The sequence below is a fragment of the Micromonospora sp. CNZ322 genome, assembly GCF_007827755.1.
In genome coordinates, this window is record NZ_VITD01000024.1 from 17,451 (window position 1) to 38,133 (window position 20,683).

The 20,683-nt window shown below is 66.7% G+C and carries 17 protein-coding genes and 1 tRNA gene; 6 read left to right on the top strand and 12 right to left on the bottom strand.

The features are described from left to right. Positions 1-36: 36 nt before the first annotated feature. The 7 genes from FB453_RS32820 to FB453_RS32850 all read right to left on the bottom strand — a co-directional run bounded on the left by FB453_RS32820 (position 37) and on the right by FB453_RS32850 (position 5,321). Entirely contained in the window at positions 37-792 is a 756-nt protein-coding gene (locus FB453_RS32820) for a 7-carboxy-7-deazaguanine synthase QueE (RefSeq protein ID WP_145796510.1), read from the bottom strand. After that, on the bottom strand, positions 789-1,169 hold the full coding sequence (locus FB453_RS32825) for a 6-carboxytetrahydropterin synthase (protein WP_145796512.1): 381 nt from the start codon (positions 1,167-1,169) through the stop codon (positions 789-791). Before FB453_RS32825 ends, FB453_RS32820 begins: the two co-directional genes overlap by 4 nt. Beyond that, positions 1,170-1,892, bottom strand: a complete 723-nt coding sequence (gene queC / locus FB453_RS32830) for a 7-cyano-7-deazaguanine synthase QueC (protein WP_486480577.1) — start codon at positions 1,890-1,892, stop codon at positions 1,170-1,172. It lies immediately after the preceding gene. Continuing rightward, positions 1,889-2,497 carry a GTP cyclohydrolase I FolE gene (gene folE, locus FB453_RS32835; protein ID WP_145796517.1) on the bottom strand — a complete coding sequence of 203 codons (609 nt, stop codon included), beginning with the start codon at positions 2,495-2,497 and terminating at the stop codon, positions 1,889-1,891. Before folE ends, queC begins: the two co-directional genes overlap by 4 nt. 166 nt (positions 2,498-2,663) lie before the next feature. Beyond that, positions 2,664-3,098, bottom strand: coding sequence for an NUDIX domain-containing protein (locus FB453_RS32840; protein WP_145796520.1), 435 nt, complete (start codon positions 3,096-3,098; stop codon positions 2,664-2,666). 270 nt (positions 3,099-3,368) lie between these two features. After that, positions 3,369-4,085 (bottom strand): creatininase family protein, encoded by a 717-nt coding sequence (locus FB453_RS32845; protein ID WP_145796522.1) that lies wholly within the window; start codon positions 4,083-4,085, stop codon positions 3,369-3,371. Between the two features lie 3 nt (positions 4,086-4,088). Then, positions 4,089-5,321 (bottom strand): helix-turn-helix domain-containing protein, encoded by a 1,233-nt coding sequence (locus tag FB453_RS32850; protein WP_145796524.1) that lies wholly within the window; start codon positions 5,319-5,321, stop codon positions 4,089-4,091. Positions 5,322-5,588: 267 nt separating this feature from the next. Here FB453_RS32850 and FB453_RS32855 point away from each other — a divergent pair, with 267 nt between their 5' ends. From FB453_RS32855 to FB453_RS32870, 4 genes are all read left to right on the top strand, one after another. Further along, entirely contained in the window at positions 5,589-6,995 is a 1,407-nt protein-coding gene (locus tag FB453_RS32855) for an APC family permease (RefSeq protein ID WP_145796526.1), read from the top strand. A gap of 5 nt (positions 6,996-7,000) precedes the next feature. Then, on the top strand, positions 7,001-8,005 hold the full coding sequence (locus FB453_RS32860) for an acetamidase/formamidase family protein (protein WP_486480579.1): 1,005 nt from the start codon (positions 7,001-7,003) through the stop codon (positions 8,003-8,005). Between the two features lie 10 nt (positions 8,006-8,015). Beyond that, positions 8,016-8,693: a GOLPH3/VPS74 family protein gene (locus FB453_RS32865; RefSeq protein WP_145796531.1), complete on the top strand. Its 678-nt coding sequence runs from the start codon at positions 8,016-8,018 to the stop codon at positions 8,691-8,693. Between the two features lie 355 nt (positions 8,694-9,048). After that, complete coding sequence (locus FB453_RS32870; RefSeq protein WP_145796533.1) at positions 9,049-9,708, top strand: hypothetical protein; 660 nt, start codon at positions 9,049-9,051, stop codon at positions 9,706-9,708. Positions 9,709-9,721: 13 nt separating this feature from the next. Here the strand turns inward: FB453_RS32870 and FB453_RS32875 are convergent. From FB453_RS32875 to FB453_RS32885, 3 genes are all read right to left on the bottom strand, one after another. Further along, a protein-coding gene (locus FB453_RS32875) for an IS3 family transposase (RefSeq protein WP_145796535.1) occupies positions 9,722-10,890 on the bottom strand; the annotation gives its coding sequence in 2 pieces (ribosomal slippage) (positions 9,722-10,603 and positions 10,606-10,890; 1,167 coding nt in all). A gap of 84 nt (positions 10,891-10,974) precedes the next feature. Further along, complete coding sequence (locus tag FB453_RS32880; protein ID WP_145796538.1) at positions 10,975-11,853, bottom strand: adenylate/guanylate cyclase domain-containing protein; 879 nt, start codon at positions 11,851-11,853, stop codon at positions 10,975-10,977. 671 nt (positions 11,854-12,524) lie between these two features. Beyond that, the gene (locus FB453_RS32885; RefSeq protein ID WP_145796540.1) at positions 12,525-15,800 is read right to left on the bottom strand and encodes a hypothetical protein; all 3,276 of its coding nucleotides are present in this window, start codon (positions 15,798-15,800) and stop codon (positions 12,525-12,527) included. A gap of 286 nt (positions 15,801-16,086) precedes the next feature. Between FB453_RS32885 and FB453_RS32890 the strand changes: the two genes are divergently transcribed. Continuing rightward, the gene (locus FB453_RS32890) at positions 16,087-17,967 is read left to right on the top strand and encodes an ATP-binding protein (protein WP_145796543.1); all 1,881 of its coding nucleotides are present in this window, start codon (positions 16,087-16,089) and stop codon (positions 17,965-17,967) included. A 216-nt stretch (positions 17,968-18,183) separates the two neighbouring features. Then, positions 18,184-19,218 (top strand): DUF4238 domain-containing protein, encoded by a 1,035-nt coding sequence (locus tag FB453_RS32895; protein WP_145796545.1) that lies wholly within the window; start codon positions 18,184-18,186, stop codon positions 19,216-19,218. Between the two features lie 316 nt (positions 19,219-19,534). Here the strand turns inward: FB453_RS32895 and FB453_RS32900 are convergent, their stop codons facing one another. Both FB453_RS32900 and FB453_RS32905 read right to left on the bottom strand, forming a co-directional pair. Then, a complete protein-coding gene (locus FB453_RS32900) occupies positions 19,535-20,488 on the bottom strand; it encodes a tyrosine-type recombinase/integrase (RefSeq protein ID WP_145796548.1) in 954 nt (317 codons plus the stop codon). Positions 20,489-20,604: 116 nt separating this feature from the next. Continuing rightward, positions 20,605-20,678 (bottom strand) — tRNA-Pro (locus FB453_RS32905). Between the last annotated feature and the right edge of the window lie 5 nt (positions 20,679-20,683).

The following is a 20,683-nucleotide window of genomic DNA, read 5'->3' on the forward strand; positions in this document are numbered from 1 at the left end:
CGTCCAAGCCCACCCGAACTGCGTGAGCCCGATGATTCAGCGGCCACGGGTGTCCTCCCACAGCAACACGTGCAGGCGGCTGCTCAGGTGCCAGCCTCTGGCTAGGACCGCGTCCGCGAGGTCCCGCATTCCGGTCAGGACCGCATCGCTGGTGGCGCCTTCGGGCATCACCCAGACCGGGTCCAGCCCGAACTGCTCCTGAAGCCGGGCGATTTCGTCCAACTCCGCTGCGTCGGTGGCCACGAACTTGAACACGGCCCGCCCCGAGCCGGCCAGTGCCGACAGCGCGGCCGGGTTGATACGCCGCCGACCGTCCCTCGGCCCGGCGAAGCCGGACAGCTTCGGAGACACGTTGAACGCGCCCATCGATGCGACCAGTGCCGGCAGGGGAATGACCGTGCCGTTGGTTTCGATCTCTACCCGTCGCCCCGCCTCGGTGACCGCCTTGACCACGGGCAGCAGCCGATCCTGCTGCAACAGCGGCTCACCGCCGGTGATGACCAGCAGCCGTGTCTGCTGTGTCACCACCCACCGGATGACCTCCTCGGCCGGGCGGTGGGTCGTGTGCGCGCGGAGATCAAATCGGGAGGTATCCCAGGTGTATGGGGTGTCGCAGCGTGGGCAGGAGAGGTTGCACCGCGACAGCCGTAGGAACAATGCCTGCTGGCCGGTGCTCGGTCCTTCGCCCTGCAGGGTCGGGCCGAATGTCTCCGCGACCAGCAACGGCCGCACCGGCACCGCAGGCGAGCGGGCTGGACATGGCGGTACCGCGGGCATGGACGGGGCTGTCATTGCAGGTCCGGCCCGTACTCGGCGAAGGTGGACGCCGTTTCGGACACCCGGACCTTCTCCACCCGCACCGGTTCCGGTAGCCGCAGATGGTGGCGGCACCACTGGTAGAAGTAGGCGGCGAGGTGCTCGCTCGTCGGTGGTGCGTCCAGCACGGTGTTGAGGTCGCGGTGGTCGAAGTGGTCGCGGACATGCGCGCTGAACGGGCCGAGTTCGGCGAAGTCCACGACGAACCCGGGTCGGGTCAGCTCGCCGTCAGAGACGAGGTGCACCTCGACGGTGTAGCTGTGGCCATGGACGCGCGCGCACTGGTGGCCTTCGGGCAGCTCGGGCAGCGAGTGCGCGGCCTCGAACCGGAATTGCTTGCCGATGCGGAACACCTAGATCACCCCCGAGGCGGTGGCGTACTCGGTCGGGTCCGTCACGCCCGCCATCGCGAACGCCTCGCGCCGCTCGACGCACGTGCCGCAGGTCCCGCAATGCCGCTCGCCGCCCTTGTAGCAGGACCAGGTGTCGGCGAACCGCACGCCGATGGTGTCCCCGAGCCGGGCGATGTCGGCCTTCGAGCAGTCAATGAACGGCGCGACGACCCGAAAGCCAGCGGGCAGGAAGCCCTCATTCGCCAGCCGGACAGCCGACTCGTACGCGGCAAGGAAGGCTGGTCGGCAGTCCGGGTAGATCGGGTGGTCACCGGCGTGGGCACCGAACGCCACCGCGTCCGCACCAGCGGAGACCGCGCGGGCCACGGCCACATCGAGCATGATCGCGTTGCGGTTCGGTACGACCGTGGCGCGCATCGAAGCATCGGTGTAGTGCCCGTCCGGCACATCAACCTGGGCGTCGGTGAGAGCCGAGCCCGTCAGCACACCGACTATGCCGGTCAGGTCGACCACCACGTGAGGCACGTGCAAGGCCTCGGCGGTCCGTGCTGCATAGTCCAACTCACGGCGGTGCCGCTGCCCGTAGTCGCAGGACAGCAGCGTCACCGTCGACCCGCCCTGCTGCAGGGCGTACGCCAACACGGTGCTATCCATGCCACCGGAGACGATGACGACGACGTGCGCGGGCACCGGAGTGACCAGCGGCAACACGGCAGCGGTCACGGCCGCCACCCCCGCCCCGCCAGGCTGAGGAACTCCGACCGCACCGAGACATCGCGTTCCAGCGCGCCGCGCCACGCCGAGGTCACCGTCGAGGCGCCGCGTGCCTTCGCTCCCCGCAGCGTCATGCACAGGTGCTCCGCCTCGACGATCACCCCCATGCCGCCGTTATCCGGGACAACCTGTTGCAGTCCGTCGGCGATCTGTTGCGTGACGTTCTCCTGGACCTGCAACCCTCGCGTGGCGTGCTCGACCAGCCGCGTCAGCTTCGACAGCCCCAACAACCGCGCACCCGGGAGATATCCCACGGTCGCCGAGCCGACGAACGGCAGCAGGTGATGGGCGCAGATCGCGGCGAACGCCACGTCCCGCACGATCACGAAGCCCTGATGCTTCGCGTCGTTGACGAAGTCCGTCGCCTCGAACGGCGCCGGCGTCAGGACCTCGCCGTACGACAGCACCATCCGTTCCGCGGTGCGCCGAAGGTGCTCAACCTGTGTGTCGACGCCGAGCGCGGCCAGCATCCGCTCAGCGGCGGCTACCGCCGCGGCGACGTCTGCCCTCGCCATCTGAACGGGCACAGAGGGTCGTGTTTCGATCACCGTCATGCCAACTCCTTTGTGAAGGTCCGAGCGCCCCAGCGCTGCGGAGTCCAAACGGGTTCACATTCGAGGCGTGCTGCGCCGGCTCGAAGCTGACGCTCTTTGAATCGAGGCAGGGACCACGGCGCCCTGCTCGGAGTCGGCAGGCACTCCGAGCGCCGAGGCAGATCCGTCAGTCGAAGATCCGGCCCAGGAGCGCGCCCTGGCCGGATTGCAGGATGTGCCCCGCCGTCAACGGCACCCAGAAGCACTCGAACCGGGTCGGCAGCTGGGTGCCGTCGTGGTCTTCCTGGCTCGACCAGCGCATGGGCGTGGGCTCGAAGAGCTCCAGGAGGAAGATGTGTCGGTGCTGGATCTCGAACCGCAGCGGACTGATGTCGTACTCGGACTCACCCAGCTTGCGGACGACCGTGAGGTCCGTGAGCCCGGTCTCCTCGCGGGCTTCGCGCAGCGCGGCATCCTCCGGAGCCTCACCGGGGCGGATGGTGCCACCCGGCACCTGGATGCCCACCTCTTCGTAGCTGAAATTCGTGTGCCGGAAGACGAGCAGCTGCCTATTCCGCACGATGTAGCAGAGCGCCTTGTGTGTGACGACCTTTTCGGGCATGACGACCTTTCGCTCGACGCCGAACCTCGATATCGGTCCGCGCCCTACAGCGCTGATGCGAGGCACCATCTGCCCGCTCGAACGACGATGGATCTGTCGTCAGCGCCTCCCGTCGACCATTAGACAGCCATCGACGTCACCATTGATGTGACCCGGATGCGGACAACAGCACTTGTCCGCATGACGGCCTCGATCGGAATGACGATGCCAGCCGTCGTCCGGTCAGTGATCCGGAAACGCAGCGCCCGGACCGCCAGCGTCAATTCCTGGTCATGCCTTGGGCCCCGGCAGGAGGCCGTAGTGATCGGCGAAGGAGCGGACAAGGTCCTCGAGTACGGCTTTGCCCTTGGCGGCGGTGGCGTGAGACGGCAGACCGATGACGCCGCTGGTGGTGTAGCCACCCATGCCCCGGGTGAGGAGGTGACGTCGGTCGTCCGCGACGTGGTCGGCATGCTGGAAGCCATCACGCACGACCTCCGGCGCGACGTGCAGGAGGAGTGAAACCTCAATCTCGCCAGCGTGCATGTCCTGGTGGGCGGTGCTGTGCAGGCCGGCGGCCAGTCGAGCGTCGTCCCAGTCGGCCCGAGCGGGGAACAGAGTCATCCGCGGTCCGGCGACGTTGGCTTCCTGAACGACGTTGGCAAGCGCATAGTTCCCGCCGTGTCCGTTGATCACGGCGAGCTGATCGATGCCCGATTCACGCAGGGAGGTGGCGATGTCGACGACTACGGCGGCGAGGGTGGTGGCGCTGATACTGACCGTTCCACGCCACGCCGCGTGCTCGTGGGAGCAGGAGATCGTCACGGGCGGTAGCAGAAAGAGGTCGTAGCGCTCAGCGACCGCCTTCGCAATCGCGCATGCCACGATGGTGTCCGTCAGCAACGGCAGGTGGGCGCCGTGCTGTTCGAAACTCCCGACTGGGAGGACCGCGACGGACGCCGCCCGCTCGGACTCGTCGGTGCTCGTTGCCGTGGTGATCAGGTCCACGGGCTAATGGTTACACGCTTCGAGAGTCGCCTGCCGATAGGCGAGCACGAAGGCCACCGCCTCAGGAACGCCCGGCTGCTGTCGAAGGGCAACCGCCGTGGGGTTCAACCAGCGCAGGGCCCGCCCGGAGGAGGTACCAGCGGCCAAGGTCAGGGCGTTGGTGGCCTCGGTCGCGGCGCGTTCGACGTTGCCACTGTTGACGTAGGCGGTGGACAGGGCCGATCGCCAGAGGGCCTCGTCGACACGCCACTGACTTGGCCAGTCCTGAAGAAGCTGCTCGTAGAGATCGGCTGCCGCCGCCGGTTGGCCGAGGAGTAGACGGCACTGCGCTTCGTGGGCAGTCACGTACACCGGGTTGCAGTGGACGCCAACATCGATCGGCAGTTCCGAGTCCCAGTCGGCGCTGCCGGCGACTCTGTGCGCCTCGTCAATGCTGGCAACGCAGGAGTTTTGGTCGCCGCCCATCGCGAAGGCCTGAGCCTGACGAACCAGCAGCAGAGCGCGAATGCGGCCCGGTAACCGGACCTCGTCCAGAGCCTGCTGCGCCAAGGCAGCGGCTTGACGCGGGTCGAATCTCTCGAGAGCGCGTTGGCTCTGCCTCATCAGGACGTAGCTTGCCAGCGCCGGCGCGTTGGCTTCGACGGCGTGCTGCTGGGCGCGTCGCAGCCATGCGTCCGCCTCGGCGGCGTCGCTCTGCTCGTCGATCCAACTGAGGAACTCGGCCCACATGGCCTGGGCGATGAGCACGTTTCGACGGTCGGCTGAGCTGCTCCGTCGCCCGATGGTGGCTGCGGCACTGATCTGCGCATGGGCGGTGGACGCCATCCCCGCATATCCGGTGCGGTTTCCGGCTGTGGCGAGACTGGCGAGCTGCTCGTGCCACGAGCGGAGCAGGTCAGTCTCCTCGGAATGATTCATGACGACCCCGAGCTGGCCGTCCGCACCGCCGGCGAGGCGGTAGCCGACGCCGGTCAGTCGACGCTCACGTTCAAGGTCCGACAGGAAAGCGACCAGCTCGCCACCCGTCTGCAGTGCGGCCTCGCACGACTCGATGAGGCGGGCGGACGGCCAACGTTCGGCCTTTTCCACCTTGCCGATGAGGTCCCCGCTGACGTGCACCAGCCTGCCTAGAGCGCGCTGGGACAGCCCGCGGCACTCGCGCCACTTTCGCAGAGCGGCGCCATACCCATGAAGCACTGATCGATGCGGGGTCAGCCGTCGCGGAACCTGGGCCACCGGTACTCCTGGATGCCGTTCGCCCGCCGCTGCCGCAGTCAGACGGGCCTGACCGTACGTGCTCGAACGCTACGCGGACAGTCGCATGCGGACAACACCGCATGTCCGCATCATCGCTATCGACTCATCTGGCTCGGTACGCAATTCTCGTCGTTGAAATACCCCGGCATGCCAGGCAAATCATCAGCAGCGGTTTTCGGGCCAAGGAGTAGTTGTCATGGCTGACAGACCAGTTGCGAACCAGGACTCAAATACCTGAGGAGTCTAATGAGTCTCCAGAATGACCTGTCGCGTTACGGATATCGGCAGGAGTTGAGCCGCCAACTGAGGTTCCGAGACCTGTTGGCCTACGGGCTGGTGTACATGGTGCCGATCGCGCCGATGGCGATCTTCGGCAGTGTGTACGCCGGCTCCGGTGGAATGGTCGCTCTGGCGTACGTGATCGGCGCGATGGCGTTGGTGTTCACGGCGTTCTCGTACGCGCAGATGGTGAAGGCGTTCCCGATGTCAGGCAGCGTCTACAACTACGCAGGGCGCGGCATTAGCCCGCCGGTTGGGTTCCTGGCCGGCTGGGTGATCCTCCTCGACTACGTCCTCGTGCCGGGGCTGCTGTATCTGGTGGCGTCGGTGGCGATGCACGCCACGGTCCCGGCGGTCCCGGTGTGGCTGTGGCTGCTCGGGTTCGTCGCAGTGAACACGATCGTCAACTCGGTGGGCATCCGCATGACGGCGGCCGTCACCCGGGTGATGCTCGTCGGCGAGCTGATCGTCTTGACGGTGTTCCTGACCGTCGCCGGCTGGGCACTCGCCTCGGGCAGGGGCCGGTTCAGCTGGGACGCCTTCTACAACTCCGACACGTTCACCTGGTCGGTGGTGGCGGGGGCGGTGTCGCTCGCGGTGCTGTCCTTCCTCGGCTTCGACGGCATCTCCATGCTGGCGGAGGAGACCAAGGGCGGCTCCCGTCAGATCGGCCGCGCGATGGCGGCCGTCCTGGTTCTGGCGGGGGTGCTGTTCATTGCGCAGACGTGGCTGGCTGCGATGCTCGTCCCCGACCCCGGCGTGCTTCTCGCCGAGGGTGATCCAACCGGCACTGCCTTCTACGACGCCGCGGCCGTGGCCGGTGGGGGTTGGTTGGCGACGGTGTGCGCGGTGGCGACGGCGATTGCGTGGGGGTTGCCGAACTCGATGGTCGCGCAGGTCGCGACGTCTCGGCTGCTGTACGCGATGGCCCGGGACCGGCAGTTGCCGGCGTTCCTGGCGAAGGTGTCGATCCGGCGCAACGTGCCGATCAACGCGACGCTGCTCACCGGCGGGGTGTCCCTGGCGCTGGGCCTGTACATGGCGACCCGTGCGGATGGGATCACGCTGCTGTCGTCGTTGATCAATTTCGGGGCGATGGTCGCGTTCCTGGTCCTGCACGTCTCGGTCGTGGTGCATCACCTCATCCGGGAGCGCAGCGGGAGGTGGTGGGCGCACCTGGTCATGCCCGCTATCGGCTTCGCCATCTTGGTGTGGGTGGTGGTCAACGCCAACATCGCCGCGCAGCGTCTCGGCCTGGCCTGGCTCGCCCTCGGGATGGTCGTTCTGGCTGGCTTGTACCTGTCCGGCGGCCGACCTGCCCTGTCGGGGTTGGCGCCGGCGCAGCCGCAGGCGCGTCACGTGGAGCGGGTGTGACCGGCATGGACCCGTTCACCTACCGGCCGGCTCGGGACGAGCTGGCGTACACGTTCGGCGGTCGGATGCCGGTGGCGCACGTGCGCGGCGGGGACGTGTTCACCGTTGCGACGGAGGACTGCTTCGGTGGTCTCGTGAGGGGGCCGGCGGACCTGCCGTCGCAGGTGTGCCGCATGCCGTACCTCAACCCGGTGTCCGGGCCGTTCTTCGTCGAGGACGCCGAGCCCGGCGACACCCTCGCCGTCCACCTCGCGGCCATCACCCCGGCGCGGGACTGGGGTGTCTCGTCGACGTTCCCGCACTTTGGGGCGCTGACCTCCACCTCCCACACCGCCACGCTGCAGCCGCCGCTTCAGGAGCGGGTGTGGGTGTACGGCATCGACCGGCGGGCCGGGACCATCCGGTATCAGGCAACGCGCAGCGACCACAGCGTGGACCTGCCACTGGACCCGATGATCGGCACGATCGGTGTCGCCCCCGGCGCGTTCGAGGCCCGCTCCACACTCGTGCCCGACACCCACGGCGGGAACCTCGACACCCCGCACCTGCGCGCAGGCACCACCCTCTACCTGGGGGTGAACGTCCATGGGGCGATGCTCGCGCTCGGCGACGGGCACGCCCGCCAGGGCGAGGGCGAGGCCTGCGGTGTCGGCGTGGAGATCGCCACGACCACCACCCTCGCCATCGAGGTCATCAAAGGCGTGAGCACACGGTGGCCGCGGTTGGAGACCGACCGGGACATCCTGACGATCGGGTGCGCCCGTCCGTTGGAGGATGCCTACCGCATCGCTCAGCATGACCTTGTCGGCTGGGTCAGCGCCCTGACCGGCCTGGAAGCCCTGGACGCGTACCAGCTTGTGTCGCAGGCGGGGCGGGCGCCGATCGGCAACGTGTGCGACCCCAACTACACGGTCCTCGCCGCCATCGACAAAACCCTGCTCCCGACCCCCGGACCCGCCTACGGCGGGACGCACGAGCGGCTGCGGCGGCTCACCGCTGGGCTGCGGTAGGAGCCCAGCGATGACCGCGTCGATCCCGCGCCTGCTGCTGCGCGATGAGCTGTTCCTCCTCGGCCATGACGACGACACCGGACACCTCCACGTGCATCGGCAGGCCCTCGCTCTGGGCCTCGCGGGCGCGGTCCTGATCGACCTGTACCTGGCCGGGCGGGTGACCGTGGACCCGAACGACGACACCCGCCCGCCCAGCCACCCACGGATACACCCGCACGCCGACCGGCCGGTCGGGGACCTGATCGCCGACGCCGCGACCGCGACCATCCGCCACGCCCACCCACCGCTGCGGGGGTGGCTGCGGATGTTCTCCGACGACCTGTACGACCGCACCCGCGCCGGACTCGTCGCCGGCGGGATCCTGCGCCAGCACACCCGACGGCGCCTCGGCGGCCTCATGCGCACCGACACCTACCTGCCCACCGACACCAGATGGTCGGTCATCGCCCGTTCCCGCCTGCGCTACCTCGCCGCCGGCCGTGAACAACCCGACAACCACACCGCCGCCCTCGCCGGGCTCGTCGCCGACCTCGCCCTCACCAGCCACCTCTACCTCGACGACGACATCACCACCCTGACCACTCGCTTGAAGGCCATCGCCGCACAGCACTACCAGCCGGTACGCGACATCACCGCCGCCGTGGACGCCGCCGTCGGTGACCTCGCCACCGCCACCTACCGCTAGCCCTTAGCCACCTCTCCCCTCGAGAAAGCTGACCGTGAACAACCTGCCCCATGTGCGACCCGCGACCGAGACGCCCCAACCTGTGGGCCGCCGAGCCGTAAAGGTCACTGCCGCCGCCTGCGCGCTCGGCCTCCTCGCCACCGCCACAGCCATCCCAAACTGGACTGGCGGCACCGGGCCAGCCCAATCCCCACCCTCGCCTTCCAGCACCGCCGCGTCCCGGCGGGCCGTGTCGCCGTGTCCGTCACCAGCCGCCCTCACCGCGGCACAGCTCAAGGCACGCGCACAGCAGAAACTCGACCCGTCGCCGACGCATCTGCCGGAGTCGACCTCGGCGCGGCAGGCTCTGGAAGCGGTGACGGTTGGGCCGTCCGGCTGCGATGCCATCCCGGGCCGGTTCGCCTACGTCCACCTGCTGCAATGGGCCTCGGACACCACGGTCGCGGGCAACAACGCCACCACGCGGATCGTGCTGTTCGAAGAGCAGCGCTGGCCTGCCGACGATGCCTCCGGACGCGTCATCCGCAGCCGCTACCCCAGGGGTCAGCAGCCCACCGACGACAGCACCTACAAGCCCGGCGAGCTGGACGGACCCATCGGACCGATCGCCACCGACCCGGTAGCGCTCAGCGCGCACATCGACGCCACCCAGCCCCGGTTCCTCGGACCCACCGCCGTCATTCGCGGCCTCGTCAGCCTGCTCGGCTGGCGTACTCCCAACCAAGCCGCCCGCACCGCGGTTATCACCGTCCTGCGCGACACCCCGGGCGTTGCGTACCACGGCTCGGTGACCGACAGGGCGGGCCGAACCGGCGTCGGCGTCAGCGCCACTTTGGACGGCATCCGCTTCCTGCTGATCCTCAACCCCACGACCGGCGAACTACTCGCCTACGAACGAGCCGCACTCACGCCACCACCCACGAGCGACCGAACCCGCCCTTTGTCGACGACGACCACCTATTCCTCGTCCACACCCATGCATCCAGCAGCGACAACTGGTCTGCTGCACCGATAGGTGACAGTTCCAGTCACGCGGCCTGACTGGCCGGTGGGGTCATGATGGTCTCGTACTCGATAGGGGTCAACCGGGACAGGGTTCGTTGGCGTCGACGGCGGTGGTAGGTCCGTTCGATCCAGGTCACGATCGCGGTCCTGAGCTGTTGGCGGGTGGTCCAGGTTCTGCGGTCGAGGACGTTGTTCTGTAGCAGGCCGAAGAACGATTCCATGGCGGCGTTGTCGCCGGCGGCGCCGACTCTGCCCATCGACCCGATCAGGTGGTGCTGGTTGAGGGCGCGGACGAATTTACGGCTTCGAAACTGCGACCCGTGGTCGGTGTGCAGCACGCAGCCGGGCACGTCACCACGGCGGGCTACGGCGTTGTGTAGGGCGTTGACGGCCAGCCTCGATTTCATGCGTGAGTCGATGGAGTAGCCGACGATCCGGTTGGACCACACGTCCTTGATCGCGCACAGATACAGTTTGCCCTCACCGGTGCGGTGTTCGGTGATGTCGGCCAGCCACAACCGATTCGGGCCGTCCGCGGTGAAGTCGCGGCGCACCAGATCGTCGTGCACGGGCGGACCGACCTTGCCGCCCTTGCCCCGACGCTTCTTCTTGCTGAACGCGCTGAACCAGCTCATGCCGGAGCAGATTTTCCAGGCGGTGCGCTCGACCATCGGCTGGCCGGCAGCGCGGGCCTCGTCGGCCAGGAACCGATATCCGAACTCCGGGTCATCGCGATGGGCGTCGAACAACGCGTCCGCCCGATACGCCTGCGACAGTTCGGCGTCGGTGACACGGCGGGCAAGCCACCGGTAGTAAGGCTGACGAGCGATGTCCAATACCCGGCACGTCACCGCCACGGGGACCCCGTCGGCGGCCAGCTCGCTCACGAGCGGGTAGAGCCTTTTCCCGGCAGATTCGCCTGCGACAAGTACGCCGCGGCCCGGCGCAGGACCTCGTTCTCCTGCTCCAGCAACTTGATCCGCTTACGGGCCTCCCGCAGCTCGGCCAAGTCACTGCCACTGACGCCAGGCTTGGTCCCAGCGTCGATGTCGGCCTGGCGCAACCACTTGAACAACGTCATCGGATGAACTCCGAAGTCCTTCGCGATCTGCTCGACCGTCACGCCTGGGTCACGATCACGAGCGACCCGCACGACGTCATCGCGGAACTCACGGGGGTAGGGCTTGGGCACAGCAACATCCTTCCAGCCCGCCACCAGGGCAAGCCATCTCAGATGTCACCTATCGGTGCAGCAGACCCGACCGCCGCAGCTGGGTTATTCCGGTAGTTCCTCTGGCTCGACCAGTGTCAGGTGAGAGAACGGGCCTCCGCTCGTCTTAGGCTCTTCCCAGCGCGGCCAGTACCGGTTGTTGGCGTAGAGCGCGTGCAGAGAGTCGAGGGCGCGGTTCTCGATCGAGTGGGTCGGAAACCACATGCCAGTATTGTAGATTTCGCGAATAGCGACCTCGCCGAGACCCTTCATCGGCACTTCACGCTGATCCACTAATTCGAAGCGCTGCCAGTCAGGTTTTAGGGAACCATCGGGCTGTTCCACCATCTTTGGGGGCAGTACCTCGTCGAGCTCGCGGTCGCCCCAGTCGGCCGCCGGCATGACAATCGTCGACGAAATCACCTTCTCGGTGTCCGCGGGCTTTACTCCTGCACATCGAGCTGCCAGCGCGACCGGAGCGCCGAAGACCGACACGTTGTACCGCAGCGAGGTGCCCGCGTAGCCCACGATGACTCGACCTGACGCGATGCCGATGTGAGGGCCGTAGCCATGCACGTCATGGCGGCTCATCGCCGCCGCTGCCTGGACCGCGTCTTCTAAGGGATCCTTCGACCCGAACTCATCCGAGAACACCACCATGACCTCGTCACCGATGTACTTGTCGACGATGCCTGGACGCCCGCGGAGAGCCTCAGCGGTGATCCACGCGAAGAAGTTCTGGACGTACACCAACGTCGCCGCCGGGCTCATGTCCATGGTGCGGGTCGAAAAGCTGGTGATGTCGGCGAACAAGACGGTCGCCTCAATCTCACGTCCCTTTACCGGGAACTCGAAGCCCCAGCCGTCATCCAGGACACCGTCGACATGGTTCATCGCGGAGGCAAGGAAATCCTCCAGCGAGTGGAAGCGCTGCTCGATTGTCATGGCGAAAGCGTAAGCAGTCACCAACCGATGTGGACATCCCTCAAAGAGTCACGTCCACCACATCACGGAGAGTAGTCCTTAGATATACGGGCGGACAAATGAGTAGGATCACATTTAGTCACCCATCCTTCAACGATCAGGTTGTGGGGATCGGAGTCATCCCAGCGAAGTGGCGCTGGCGGGGCCGACTGCCAAAGAGATTCAGACTCAGCTCGATACCATCGCAAGTCAGCATGATCGAGTGCCCTCTCGTCGGCTAAATCAGTGCGCCTGACCATGCAAACGGATGCAGCCAACGCGGCTACGGTAGGCGCCCTGGACCGCTGTGATCGACGGCGGGTAGCGAGCCACATCCACCAGCCGAGACTGGCACAGAGAGCATCAACACCTGCCATCGGACAGAGTCCGGGGTCGTTAAGGCCGGGATAACGTGAAGGATTCAAAGTGAAAAGTTCCGCGTAGCCATCCAGCCCCGTAACGCATCCGCTCACTGACCTGCCTGCCGGTGAGCGCCGGTCAGGGAGGGTGTCCCTATGGGTTTGGTCGCCCCGAGGATGCGGCTCGGATACCCGTGCGGCTCCGCATGCTTCACGAGCTCTTCGCGACCAATGCCTCAGCGGCCGATAGCGTGGCGTCGGAGCACATCGCCGCTTGAACTAAGCCAAGTCGGGTTACAGCGCGGACCGCAGCTGGACGGTGCCCCGGGCCGCGAACCGGCTGACGATATGCTCCACCCGGACGCGCTCCGGTTGGCCGACACCGGCGGCGGTCCGGAGAATGGCCGTCATGTCGTCGAGGCTTCTGGCGTAATCCCAGTAGTCCGGGTCGTTGTCGAGCCACTGCTCGAAGACGTCGAGGCATGCCACGGCGTGCTGCGCGGCGTTGTCAGCCATCTTGCGCAGCACGCGGGTGCTTGGGTCGACGTTCTTGTCCTTGGACATCACGGCGCGCAGCTGGTCAAGCGCCCAGGCTTGGTCGAACGCGTCGCTGAGGTACCAGGCGTCGAAACTTCCCAGCTCGTCGGGAGCAGCGGCCGGGTCGACACTAGAGAGCCGGTACTCCCACAGTGTCATTAGGCGTTCGCGGCGGTCGGGATCCAGGGGTACGGCCGCGGCAAGCGTCCTCCCGATGCTTTCGGCGATGACCATCGCCGCGCTTGGGGGCGCCTGCCGGTAGAAGCGGCGCAGGAGCTGGTCGGCGTCGTCGAGGCCGATGCGCCCGAACCAATACCGTTGCCCGAGGTGGGCGGCGAGCTGGCTGGCCCGGAAGTTAGCCCACTCGTCCCCGAGTGGGGAAAGCTCGGCGACGGCTCGGTCGTAGTGGGGCAGGAGCATGTCCCACAGGTCGTTATGTGGCGGCTGGCTGGCGATGTAGCCGCGCCACGCCGCCGTCCACGCCTTCTCCCGCCCGGACACGGTGGGCAGGATGTCTGCCAAGTGCTCCCGGGTCCAGCCAGCGTCGAGGTAGTACATCATCGGCAGCGCCCGGCCCAGCGTCTCCTGAACGACAGCGGACTCGTCGGTGGCGCCGCAGTGCTGCTCGACGAGGCCCAGGACGTCGTTCGGCGTGGCGTTCGAGTCGGTTTGGCGCTTCCACACACCGAGGCGCAGGGCGGTGTGCAGGGCCGCCGGACGTACGGCGTCGAGCGCGGCCGACGAGTCTTCCCCTTCGGTCTGAGAATCGGGATCAGGATCGGTGGCGGCGGAGCGAACGATCGCCATGATCGCGGGCTCACGTTCGGCGGGGATGCCGCCCTCGTCGTATCCCAGCCCGAGCGACAGTAGATGCAGGACGTTGTAGCGTGCCAGCCGCCACTGCCGGTCGGCGCGGCCGAGATGGCCTACGGAAAGTTCCGCGACGGCCTGGGCGTCGACCCAGGTGAGAAGGCCGATCAGCGCGGGCCAGTCAAGCGCTCGACGAGCCTTAGCCGCTACGGCGAAGCCTTCGAGGATCGCAGAGGCGCTAGCCGGCTCGACGCCGATGAACACGGCGGCGTCCTGCGAGCGCTGCTCGGCGGCCGCGGCGATGGACGCGCTCAGGGCCGGGTTGATGGCTGTCCGATCGAATTCTCGCCAGTCCTGCGGCGGTTGCCAGCTCGCGAGGAAGCCGACAAGCTCCGTCGACGACAACGGCTCCAGCGTGGCCGCGTCGACCGGGGAATCCCCGCTGCTCCATCCGAAGGTGATCCGCAGCGGCGCGACCGCCAGGTCGGGCGCTGGGCCATACTCGGCGATCAGGTGCTCATATCGGCCGCGGGCGGCGGCATCAAGGACGGGTGCAAGCGGTGCCAGCCGATCACGAATCCACAGGTCGGCGTGTTCGTGGGCTCTGACCTCGACGTCCGGAGTATCACCCGCTCGGGTATAACGGGCCCGCCACCTTTCTAGGTCCGGGCCGGCGAGGATGTCGCTGGCGAGCTGTTGCACCTCGTGCGCGTCCAGCCAGCTGTGAGCGTCGGCGAGCAGTAGCTGAAACTCGTAGGCGGCACCGTCGTCCGCGAGCAGGCTCCGCCCGAAGACGTACCGGCGGACGGCCTCGCGCTCGCCGGGGCCATGTTCACGCACCAGGTGCAGCGCCATGCGGCGGAAGATTAGTGCCCGGGGCTGCTCCAGCAGGCCGAGGACTTGTTCGAGGGTCGCTGTGCCGGAGGTCAGCAGCGTGTTGGCTATCAAGAGAATGGCGTCCACGAGCGCATTGCGGGCAGCGGGTCCGTACGGCTCGCTCTCGTTGGTCAACAGCGACGGCCGCCAGATTCGCGACTGGTCATCCCCGTCGTCGCCGTAGGTGGTGACCGCGGTGTCGAGCAGTCCGACGGCGAACGCCAGAGTGGGCAGCCCGACCAGGGCCGCAACTTCGGGCAGTACCCCACGGACCACGCTGACATAGTCGTAGACGCGGACAGGTTCCTTCCCGCGTCCGGGCACGTCTTTGAGGACGCCACGGACAAGTTGGTCGGCGGCGTCGGCGTAGCCGTCACGGGCTAGGTGCAGGGCGAGTTCACCGATCTGGTCGGGTGCGATCACGCCGTATGGGCCGGGCACGGACGTGACGATTGTCGGCACGAGTTGCATGGCGTAGGGGGGCGGCAGGGCCAGCCCGATGTTGACCAGGTCCCAGCTCACGTAGCTGTTGTCCGTCGGCGGGACGTCGAGCGCTGCCTCGGTCGTCGCAGCCGGATCGATGGATGCCATCCGAATCAGGTAGTCCGACTCGGGCCATCGGTTCAGGGCCAGAACCTGGCCGTCCGCATCGGTGACCGGCTGCGGTGGGTTGCGGAAGAAGTCCTTCGCCCGCAGAATGCTGAGCCACGCGGCCGGGGCGCGGGTGAAAAAGTATCGCCGTGCCGTCTCGTTGGCAGGGAAGTTCTGCGCGAGCCGCTCAGCGTGGTCTTCGGTCGGGTGCTGCTCGGCGAGTAGAAGGTCGAGGTCGTCGAAGACCGCGCGATAGCGCCGCTCGAAGCGCTCGAGAATCAGGTCGAACAAGGCCTCCATCTGAAGGAAGAAGGCCCGGAAGTCGGCATCCACAGGGCGGGGGTAGTCAAGGCCGTTGCGGTGAGCGCGTCGGTGCAGACCTATCGGTATCTCCGGGTTCTGGCCGAGCCAGAATGCCCTCAGCGGGTGCCTCGCGGGAATCTGAAGGTCGTCGCAGATCGCCGAGATCTTCAGGTTTCCGCTGCTCTTGTCCTTGCTGGCTTTCTTGATCTCGTCCTGGTCGACCTGCGTCATGGCGCGTTGTTCCAGAACGGCTCGGATCGCGCTGTCGACCTCCCGCAAGGCATGACCGACCATATGGCTTGTCGTCGGGCGCACGGGCATCTCCGTCATCTGGTCGCACGCTTCCCGCCAGAACTCTGCCGCTCCAGCGCTGACCAGACGCGTCAAACGCCGATAGATGTCGGCCTGCTGCGCCGTCAACGCCCGTCGCATCGCGTCGTCGCCTTGAACCATGCCCGCCCCCATCGCCGGTGCCGTGCCCGCCGATAGTAGAAGAGCGATCACGGACCTCACTCACAATTTCCGGGTCAACGGCCGAGGACTCGACATCCGGGGGATCCAACGGCCCTAAGCACGAAGCATGCTCACCTTTTCGCTCTGCTACCTGGCTGGAGCAGAGACCGGCACGAGGGGACGTAGCTTCCCGCAGGCCGACCTCATGCGCTACGCGAGGGCAGGGCCATGCTCTCGCGCTGACCCCGAAACGTCGAAGTTCACGCGGTGCGATCACACTGGTCACATGAGCAGCAGCCCAGCGGCGACCGCGCGAGAATGGGTGGCGTCCCGCAGCTGGGACCGGTTTGTCGGAAGCCCGGAGTCCGCAGTCCTGGACGTGAAGTCCGGCGTCTACCCGCTCGACGATCCCGCCGGCGCCGGCGAGCTGATCAAGGACGTGGCCGCGTTCGCGAACAGCCGGGGCGGGCTGCTGCTCGTCGGATTCGGCACACGGGTCGAGAACGGTCGCGAGATCATCGATGAGCTGAAGCCCGTCCCGGCGCGCCTGGTCGATGTCGATCGGTATCGCAAACTCGTCCGCGACCGCGTTCGACCTCTCGTTCGTGATCTCAGCGTCGACTTCTATCCCGTCGATGACGAGCGCGGTGTGCTGGTCATCGACATTCCCTCGCAACCCGAAACGGCCAAGCCGTTCGTCGTCCCTGGACCCGACGGCAGGAAGACGCCCACGGCGGTCGGTGTCCCGATCCGGGAAGCGGACGCGACCCATTGGCTGTCTCATGATGGTCTTCAGCGGCTGCTCTCGACCGGCTGGAACGCCGTGGGCGGCCCACGAGCGGACATCATCGACGCGTTGAACAAGGCCGTCGCCGCCGCAGTTCCCGCGTTCCCGAGGCCTGCCCATCCCGAGGTGGGCGAAGGCGCCGGACGTCAGCGCCGGAGCTTCACCACCGCGTACGCCGCCGGAGGCGGACAGACTGCCCTCGGGTATCCGACGCAGCCGGTCGCCGCGGTTGGCCCCGGCCTGATTCAACCGCTCGCCGGCCGCGACGGCGCGCCCGGCCCAGTAATGACCGTGTTGCCTGACCGAGGGGGCGCGGTTGTTCCGGGCGACATCTGGGAAGACCTGTGCGAGGCGGACAACGTCGCCGACACGGAGACGACCATCAGCAACGTCGGCCTTCCCTCGGCCCCGGCCACCACCTCTCTGCTGATCCGCGCCGACGCGCAGACGGTCGAACTGGAGGGCGGCCGGTGGGGACCCGGCCGGCTGGCCCAGGTGTCGCCGGGCGGGCGGCTGCTGTGGCGGCCGCACACCAGCCGTGACTTCGAGATGCACCACAACAACTTCGCGACCGGCGAACTCACCGAGCTGTACCTGCGTGCGGTCCTCGACGTCACTTGGCGAAGCTGGAAGTACAGGCCGCAGTCGCTACCGGTCGCGGTCCGGCAAAGGCACCGCGACCTGCTCACTGAGTCCGGCCTCGCCGCGCACATGTCCAGGCTCGTGCACCGCCACACAGAGGAAGTCGTTGCGCCGGCGTGGAACCTGGCCAGCGGCTCCGACAGCAATCACTCGGCCATCAGTTCCCACGTCCGGGCACAGATCACCCCGCCTGACGGCCCGCCGGTGGTGACCGCGAACTCGGTGCTACAAACCGGCAATTGGCGTTCTCCGTCGTCGGTCCTGGCCACCGTTGACCTGGGCACTAATCTTCGACTGCTCCCGAAGCTGCACCGTCCGTTGAACCCGGACAGTATGCAAGCGATGCGTTCTCGCCTGTCGATCGTCGACCTCGTTGACTCTCTGGTCGCGATGTGGGAGGCCATAGTCTCGCTGCCCGAGGCGCTGGAGCCCGACTTCATGAGGCTGCCGTACGCGGCGCCCCCGTTCGTCGTCTTCTACATCCACGCCGGAATGGCCGCGCGCGACGCCGGGGACGAGGGCGTCGCCCGCCAGCTGAATCTCCCGGACGTCCTCGATCTCACCCCGCTCGGCGACGGCCCACACGATGTTTCCCGGACGCAGACAGGCCTACGCATTGTCGGTCCGTTCGAGCCGGACCGCGCAGCCCGCCAGCGCCTGGTGGTCGACAGCCTCAATGATCTGGCCCTCAGCTGGGGCTTCCTCACCGCTGATGTGAACGGGTTGCTGTCCAACTGATACGGACCCACCCGGGACAGACCGCTCTCCACCCCCGGCAGCCTCACAATCGCGTCGGCTTGCCCGGCAGGGCGCCGCGTTTAAGACGTAGACGGACAGTGACCTCGGCACCGGAACGACGTGCGATGACAGCGGCATGAGAGAGAGCTCACGGACTCGTTCACCCACAGAGGCGGCAAGCCGCCGTGACTCGAAGACGTCTGCCATAATTGGGGAATGCCTGAGCAGATTAGCCGCGACCACCACACCGTGCCGAAGCTATATCTGCGTGGCTTTTGCGGAAGAAAGAAGCTCGACAAAGACATTCTGCTGGCGCGGCATCGAAACGGCACGGAAGAGCGTATGCCTATCAAAAAGGCAACCGTCGAAGTAGATTTCTACGATGTCGGCGAACTCGGTCAACCTGATGATTCCCTAGAGGAATGGTTCTCGCGCTCGATCGAGAGTCCAGTCGGGGACGTCATGTACGCACTTCGAGACGGAGTCCTTCCACCTCCGGGCCCAGACCGGGCCACGCTTGCCACTTTCGTCGCGACCCAGATGGTCCGCACGGTGGCTGTCCGCCGCACGATGCAAGACGTGAACTCCCACATGGGCCCGTTGATCTTCGCGAGCATGGTGCTTCAACGTGCCATCGAGATGGATCCCGCAGTGAAGACGAGGGGGGATCTCACTGCCATGCATCACGACATTGCGAAGCGCACCCCGGAGGTCATGCGCAGGACTGACACTCCGTCGATGCTCCGGACCATGGTTCGGGAGGCAGACAGGATCAAGCGCCTCCTGCTCAACATGCACTGGCTGCTGACCTCCTCGCCGGATCCGGTGCTGGTTACAGGTGACGCTCCCGTGGTCACGGTCAGCGCAACCGGTGAACTCGACTTCTCTAGCCCGGCACTCCTCCCGGATCTACACGAAGTGCACGTCCCTATCACGCCCTCGCGGTTGCTCACAATCACCCCCATCCAGCCGCTGGCCGCCACACCGACTGACTTGACCATTGAGCAGACCGCCCTTGTGAACCAAGCGATAGTGCGCAATTGCTGGGACATGCTGCTGCGTCCACCTATGATGCCGTGGCCGGCATATCTCGTTCTCCCACGGCAACGGGCCAGCATCAGGAAACCTAGGATTGCGGTTCGAGCAAACGACGCCGGATCGCCCACTCCCTTGTCCTTTCCGCCAATCGTCGATGTGGCCTTGGCAGAGGCCCTGCAAATTCTCGGCGGAGATCCCGACCTTTCCGCGTGAACTGACCACTATTGTTGCGCGAATTGGCCGGGATAACGCACTCTCTTCGGCAGATCCGAACGCCGAACCGCGCGCCGCTGGTCGGCCACCGTTACGCAGCGTCACCAAGCAGAACGTCGACCGACCCTATAGGTGTCACGAATGTCGGTCCGCTGATCAGCGGGAGGTCGGCTAATCCGATGCAGCTCTGTACGACAAGTCGTACGGAGTCTGCATGCCGAACCCAGCCTGACTCGACTCGGGCTCGCCGATCGACGACGCGGGCAACGCGGTCGGCCAAGTCGGTACTCGGATCAACCGACCGTGATGCCCGCGTCTACACCCCATCCCCGATGCCCAGTTGCACCTGGATCTCCTGGGCCCGTTCGGCCGCCGCGCTCGCGCCGTAGTGCCGGGGCATGTCCTCGGAGGTCCAGCCCAACAGCAGCATCAGGTCGCCCGTGTTCCCGCCGGCACGCTTCCGCTCGTGGGCGAAGTTGTGCCGCCAGCGGTGGGCGTGCACGTTCGCCACACCAGCGGCGAGGCCGAACCGCTTCAGACGAATCTTGATGCGTTGGCCGCCAACCTCCGGCCGCCACGGTCGGCGAGCCACAGATCCGGCAGTTTCGAACCCTTGTGCCTGCCGCGCGCGCAGGTAGCGGCTGATGGCCCGTGCTGTCTTCGGCCCGAATCGCACCCGGCGGTCCTTGGCACCCTTGCCGTGGTAGTGCACCGACTCCGTGTTCAGGTCGACGTCATCGAGCAGGAGGTTGCCGACCTCCGACAGCCTCGCTCCGGTGTTGTAGTACAGGCGAATGATCGCCTCGTCGCGCAGGTGCGGAAAGGTCTTGCCCTTACAGGCGTCGAGGAGCTTCTTCGTGTCCTCGTCCCGGATGATCGGGATCAGCTTCTGGGGCGTCTTGGGCTGCCGGACCCGATCCATTGGAGAGCGGTCGATGTCCTCCTCGACCAACAGCCACTTGAAGAACTGCTGCAGACCTTTGAGCTTGTTCAACGCGGTCGACGCGGACCGGGTCTCGATCATCCACGCCTGAAACGCCTCCGCATGCCCCCGGGTCACCTCGGTGGGGTCCTCCGCGGCGTCGGCGGCATCGGGGTCGGGCGAATGCTCCGCCAGGTAGCGAGCCAACTGCGCCGCGGCGAGCAGGTAGTTGTACCGGGTCGTCTCCGGATAGTTGCCCGCCCGCAGCGTCCGGTCCCAGTCCCGCAGGTACCCCGCCCACGTCGAGGACAGGTCGGTCGTGAGCTTGGTCAGGTCCAGTAGAGCCATGTCGGTCACCCGTCGAGTCAAGGGGTCGAAAAGCGGCGTACTCGACCTCGACGAACCACCGTGAACACAAAAAAGAGGGTTCCCACAGGCTCTGACCTGTGGAAACCCTCTCGCTGTCGGGACGGCCGGATTCGAACCGACGACCCCTTGACCCCCAGTCAAGTGCGCTACCAAGCTGCGCCACGTCCCGCCCCC

Excerpts from the sequence above, each read along its gene's own strand:
- FB453_RS32820 (WP_145796510.1), bottom strand. The coding sequence starts at position 792 with ATGACAGCCCCGTCCATGCCCGCGGTACCGCCATGTCCAGCCCGCTCG.
- folE (WP_145796517.1), bottom strand. The coding sequence starts at position 2,497 with ATGACGGTGATCGAAACACGACCCTCTGTGCCCGTTCAGATGGCGAGG.
- FB453_RS32840 (WP_145796520.1), bottom strand. The coding sequence starts at position 3,098 with ATGCCCGAAAAGGTCGTCACACACAAGGCGCTCTGCTACATCGTGCGG.
- FB453_RS32855 (WP_145796526.1), top strand. The coding sequence starts at position 5,589 with ATGAGTCTCCAGAATGACCTGTCGCGTTACGGATATCGGCAGGAGTTG.
- FB453_RS32860 (WP_486480579.1), top strand. The coding sequence starts at position 7,001 with ATGGACCCGTTCACCTACCGGCCGGCTCGGGACGAGCTGGCGTACACG.
- FB453_RS32865 (WP_145796531.1), top strand. The coding sequence starts at position 8,016 with ATGACCGCGTCGATCCCGCGCCTGCTGCTGCGCGATGAGCTGTTCCTC.
- FB453_RS32880 (WP_145796538.1), bottom strand. The coding sequence starts at position 11,853 with ATGACAATCGAGCAGCGCTTCCACTCGCTGGAGGATTTCCTTGCCTCC.
- FB453_RS32885 (WP_145796540.1), bottom strand. The coding sequence starts at position 15,800 with ATGGTTCAAGGCGACGACGCGATGCGACGGGCGTTGACGGCGCAGCAG.
- FB453_RS32890 (WP_145796543.1), top strand. The coding sequence starts at position 16,087 with ATGAGCAGCAGCCCAGCGGCGACCGCGCGAGAATGGGTGGCGTCCCGC.
- FB453_RS32895 (WP_145796545.1), top strand. The coding sequence starts at position 18,184 with ATGCCTGAGCAGATTAGCCGCGACCACCACACCGTGCCGAAGCTATAT.
- FB453_RS32900 (WP_145796548.1), bottom strand. The coding sequence starts at position 20,488 with ATGGCTCTACTGGACCTGACCAAGCTCACGACCGACCTGTCCTCGACG.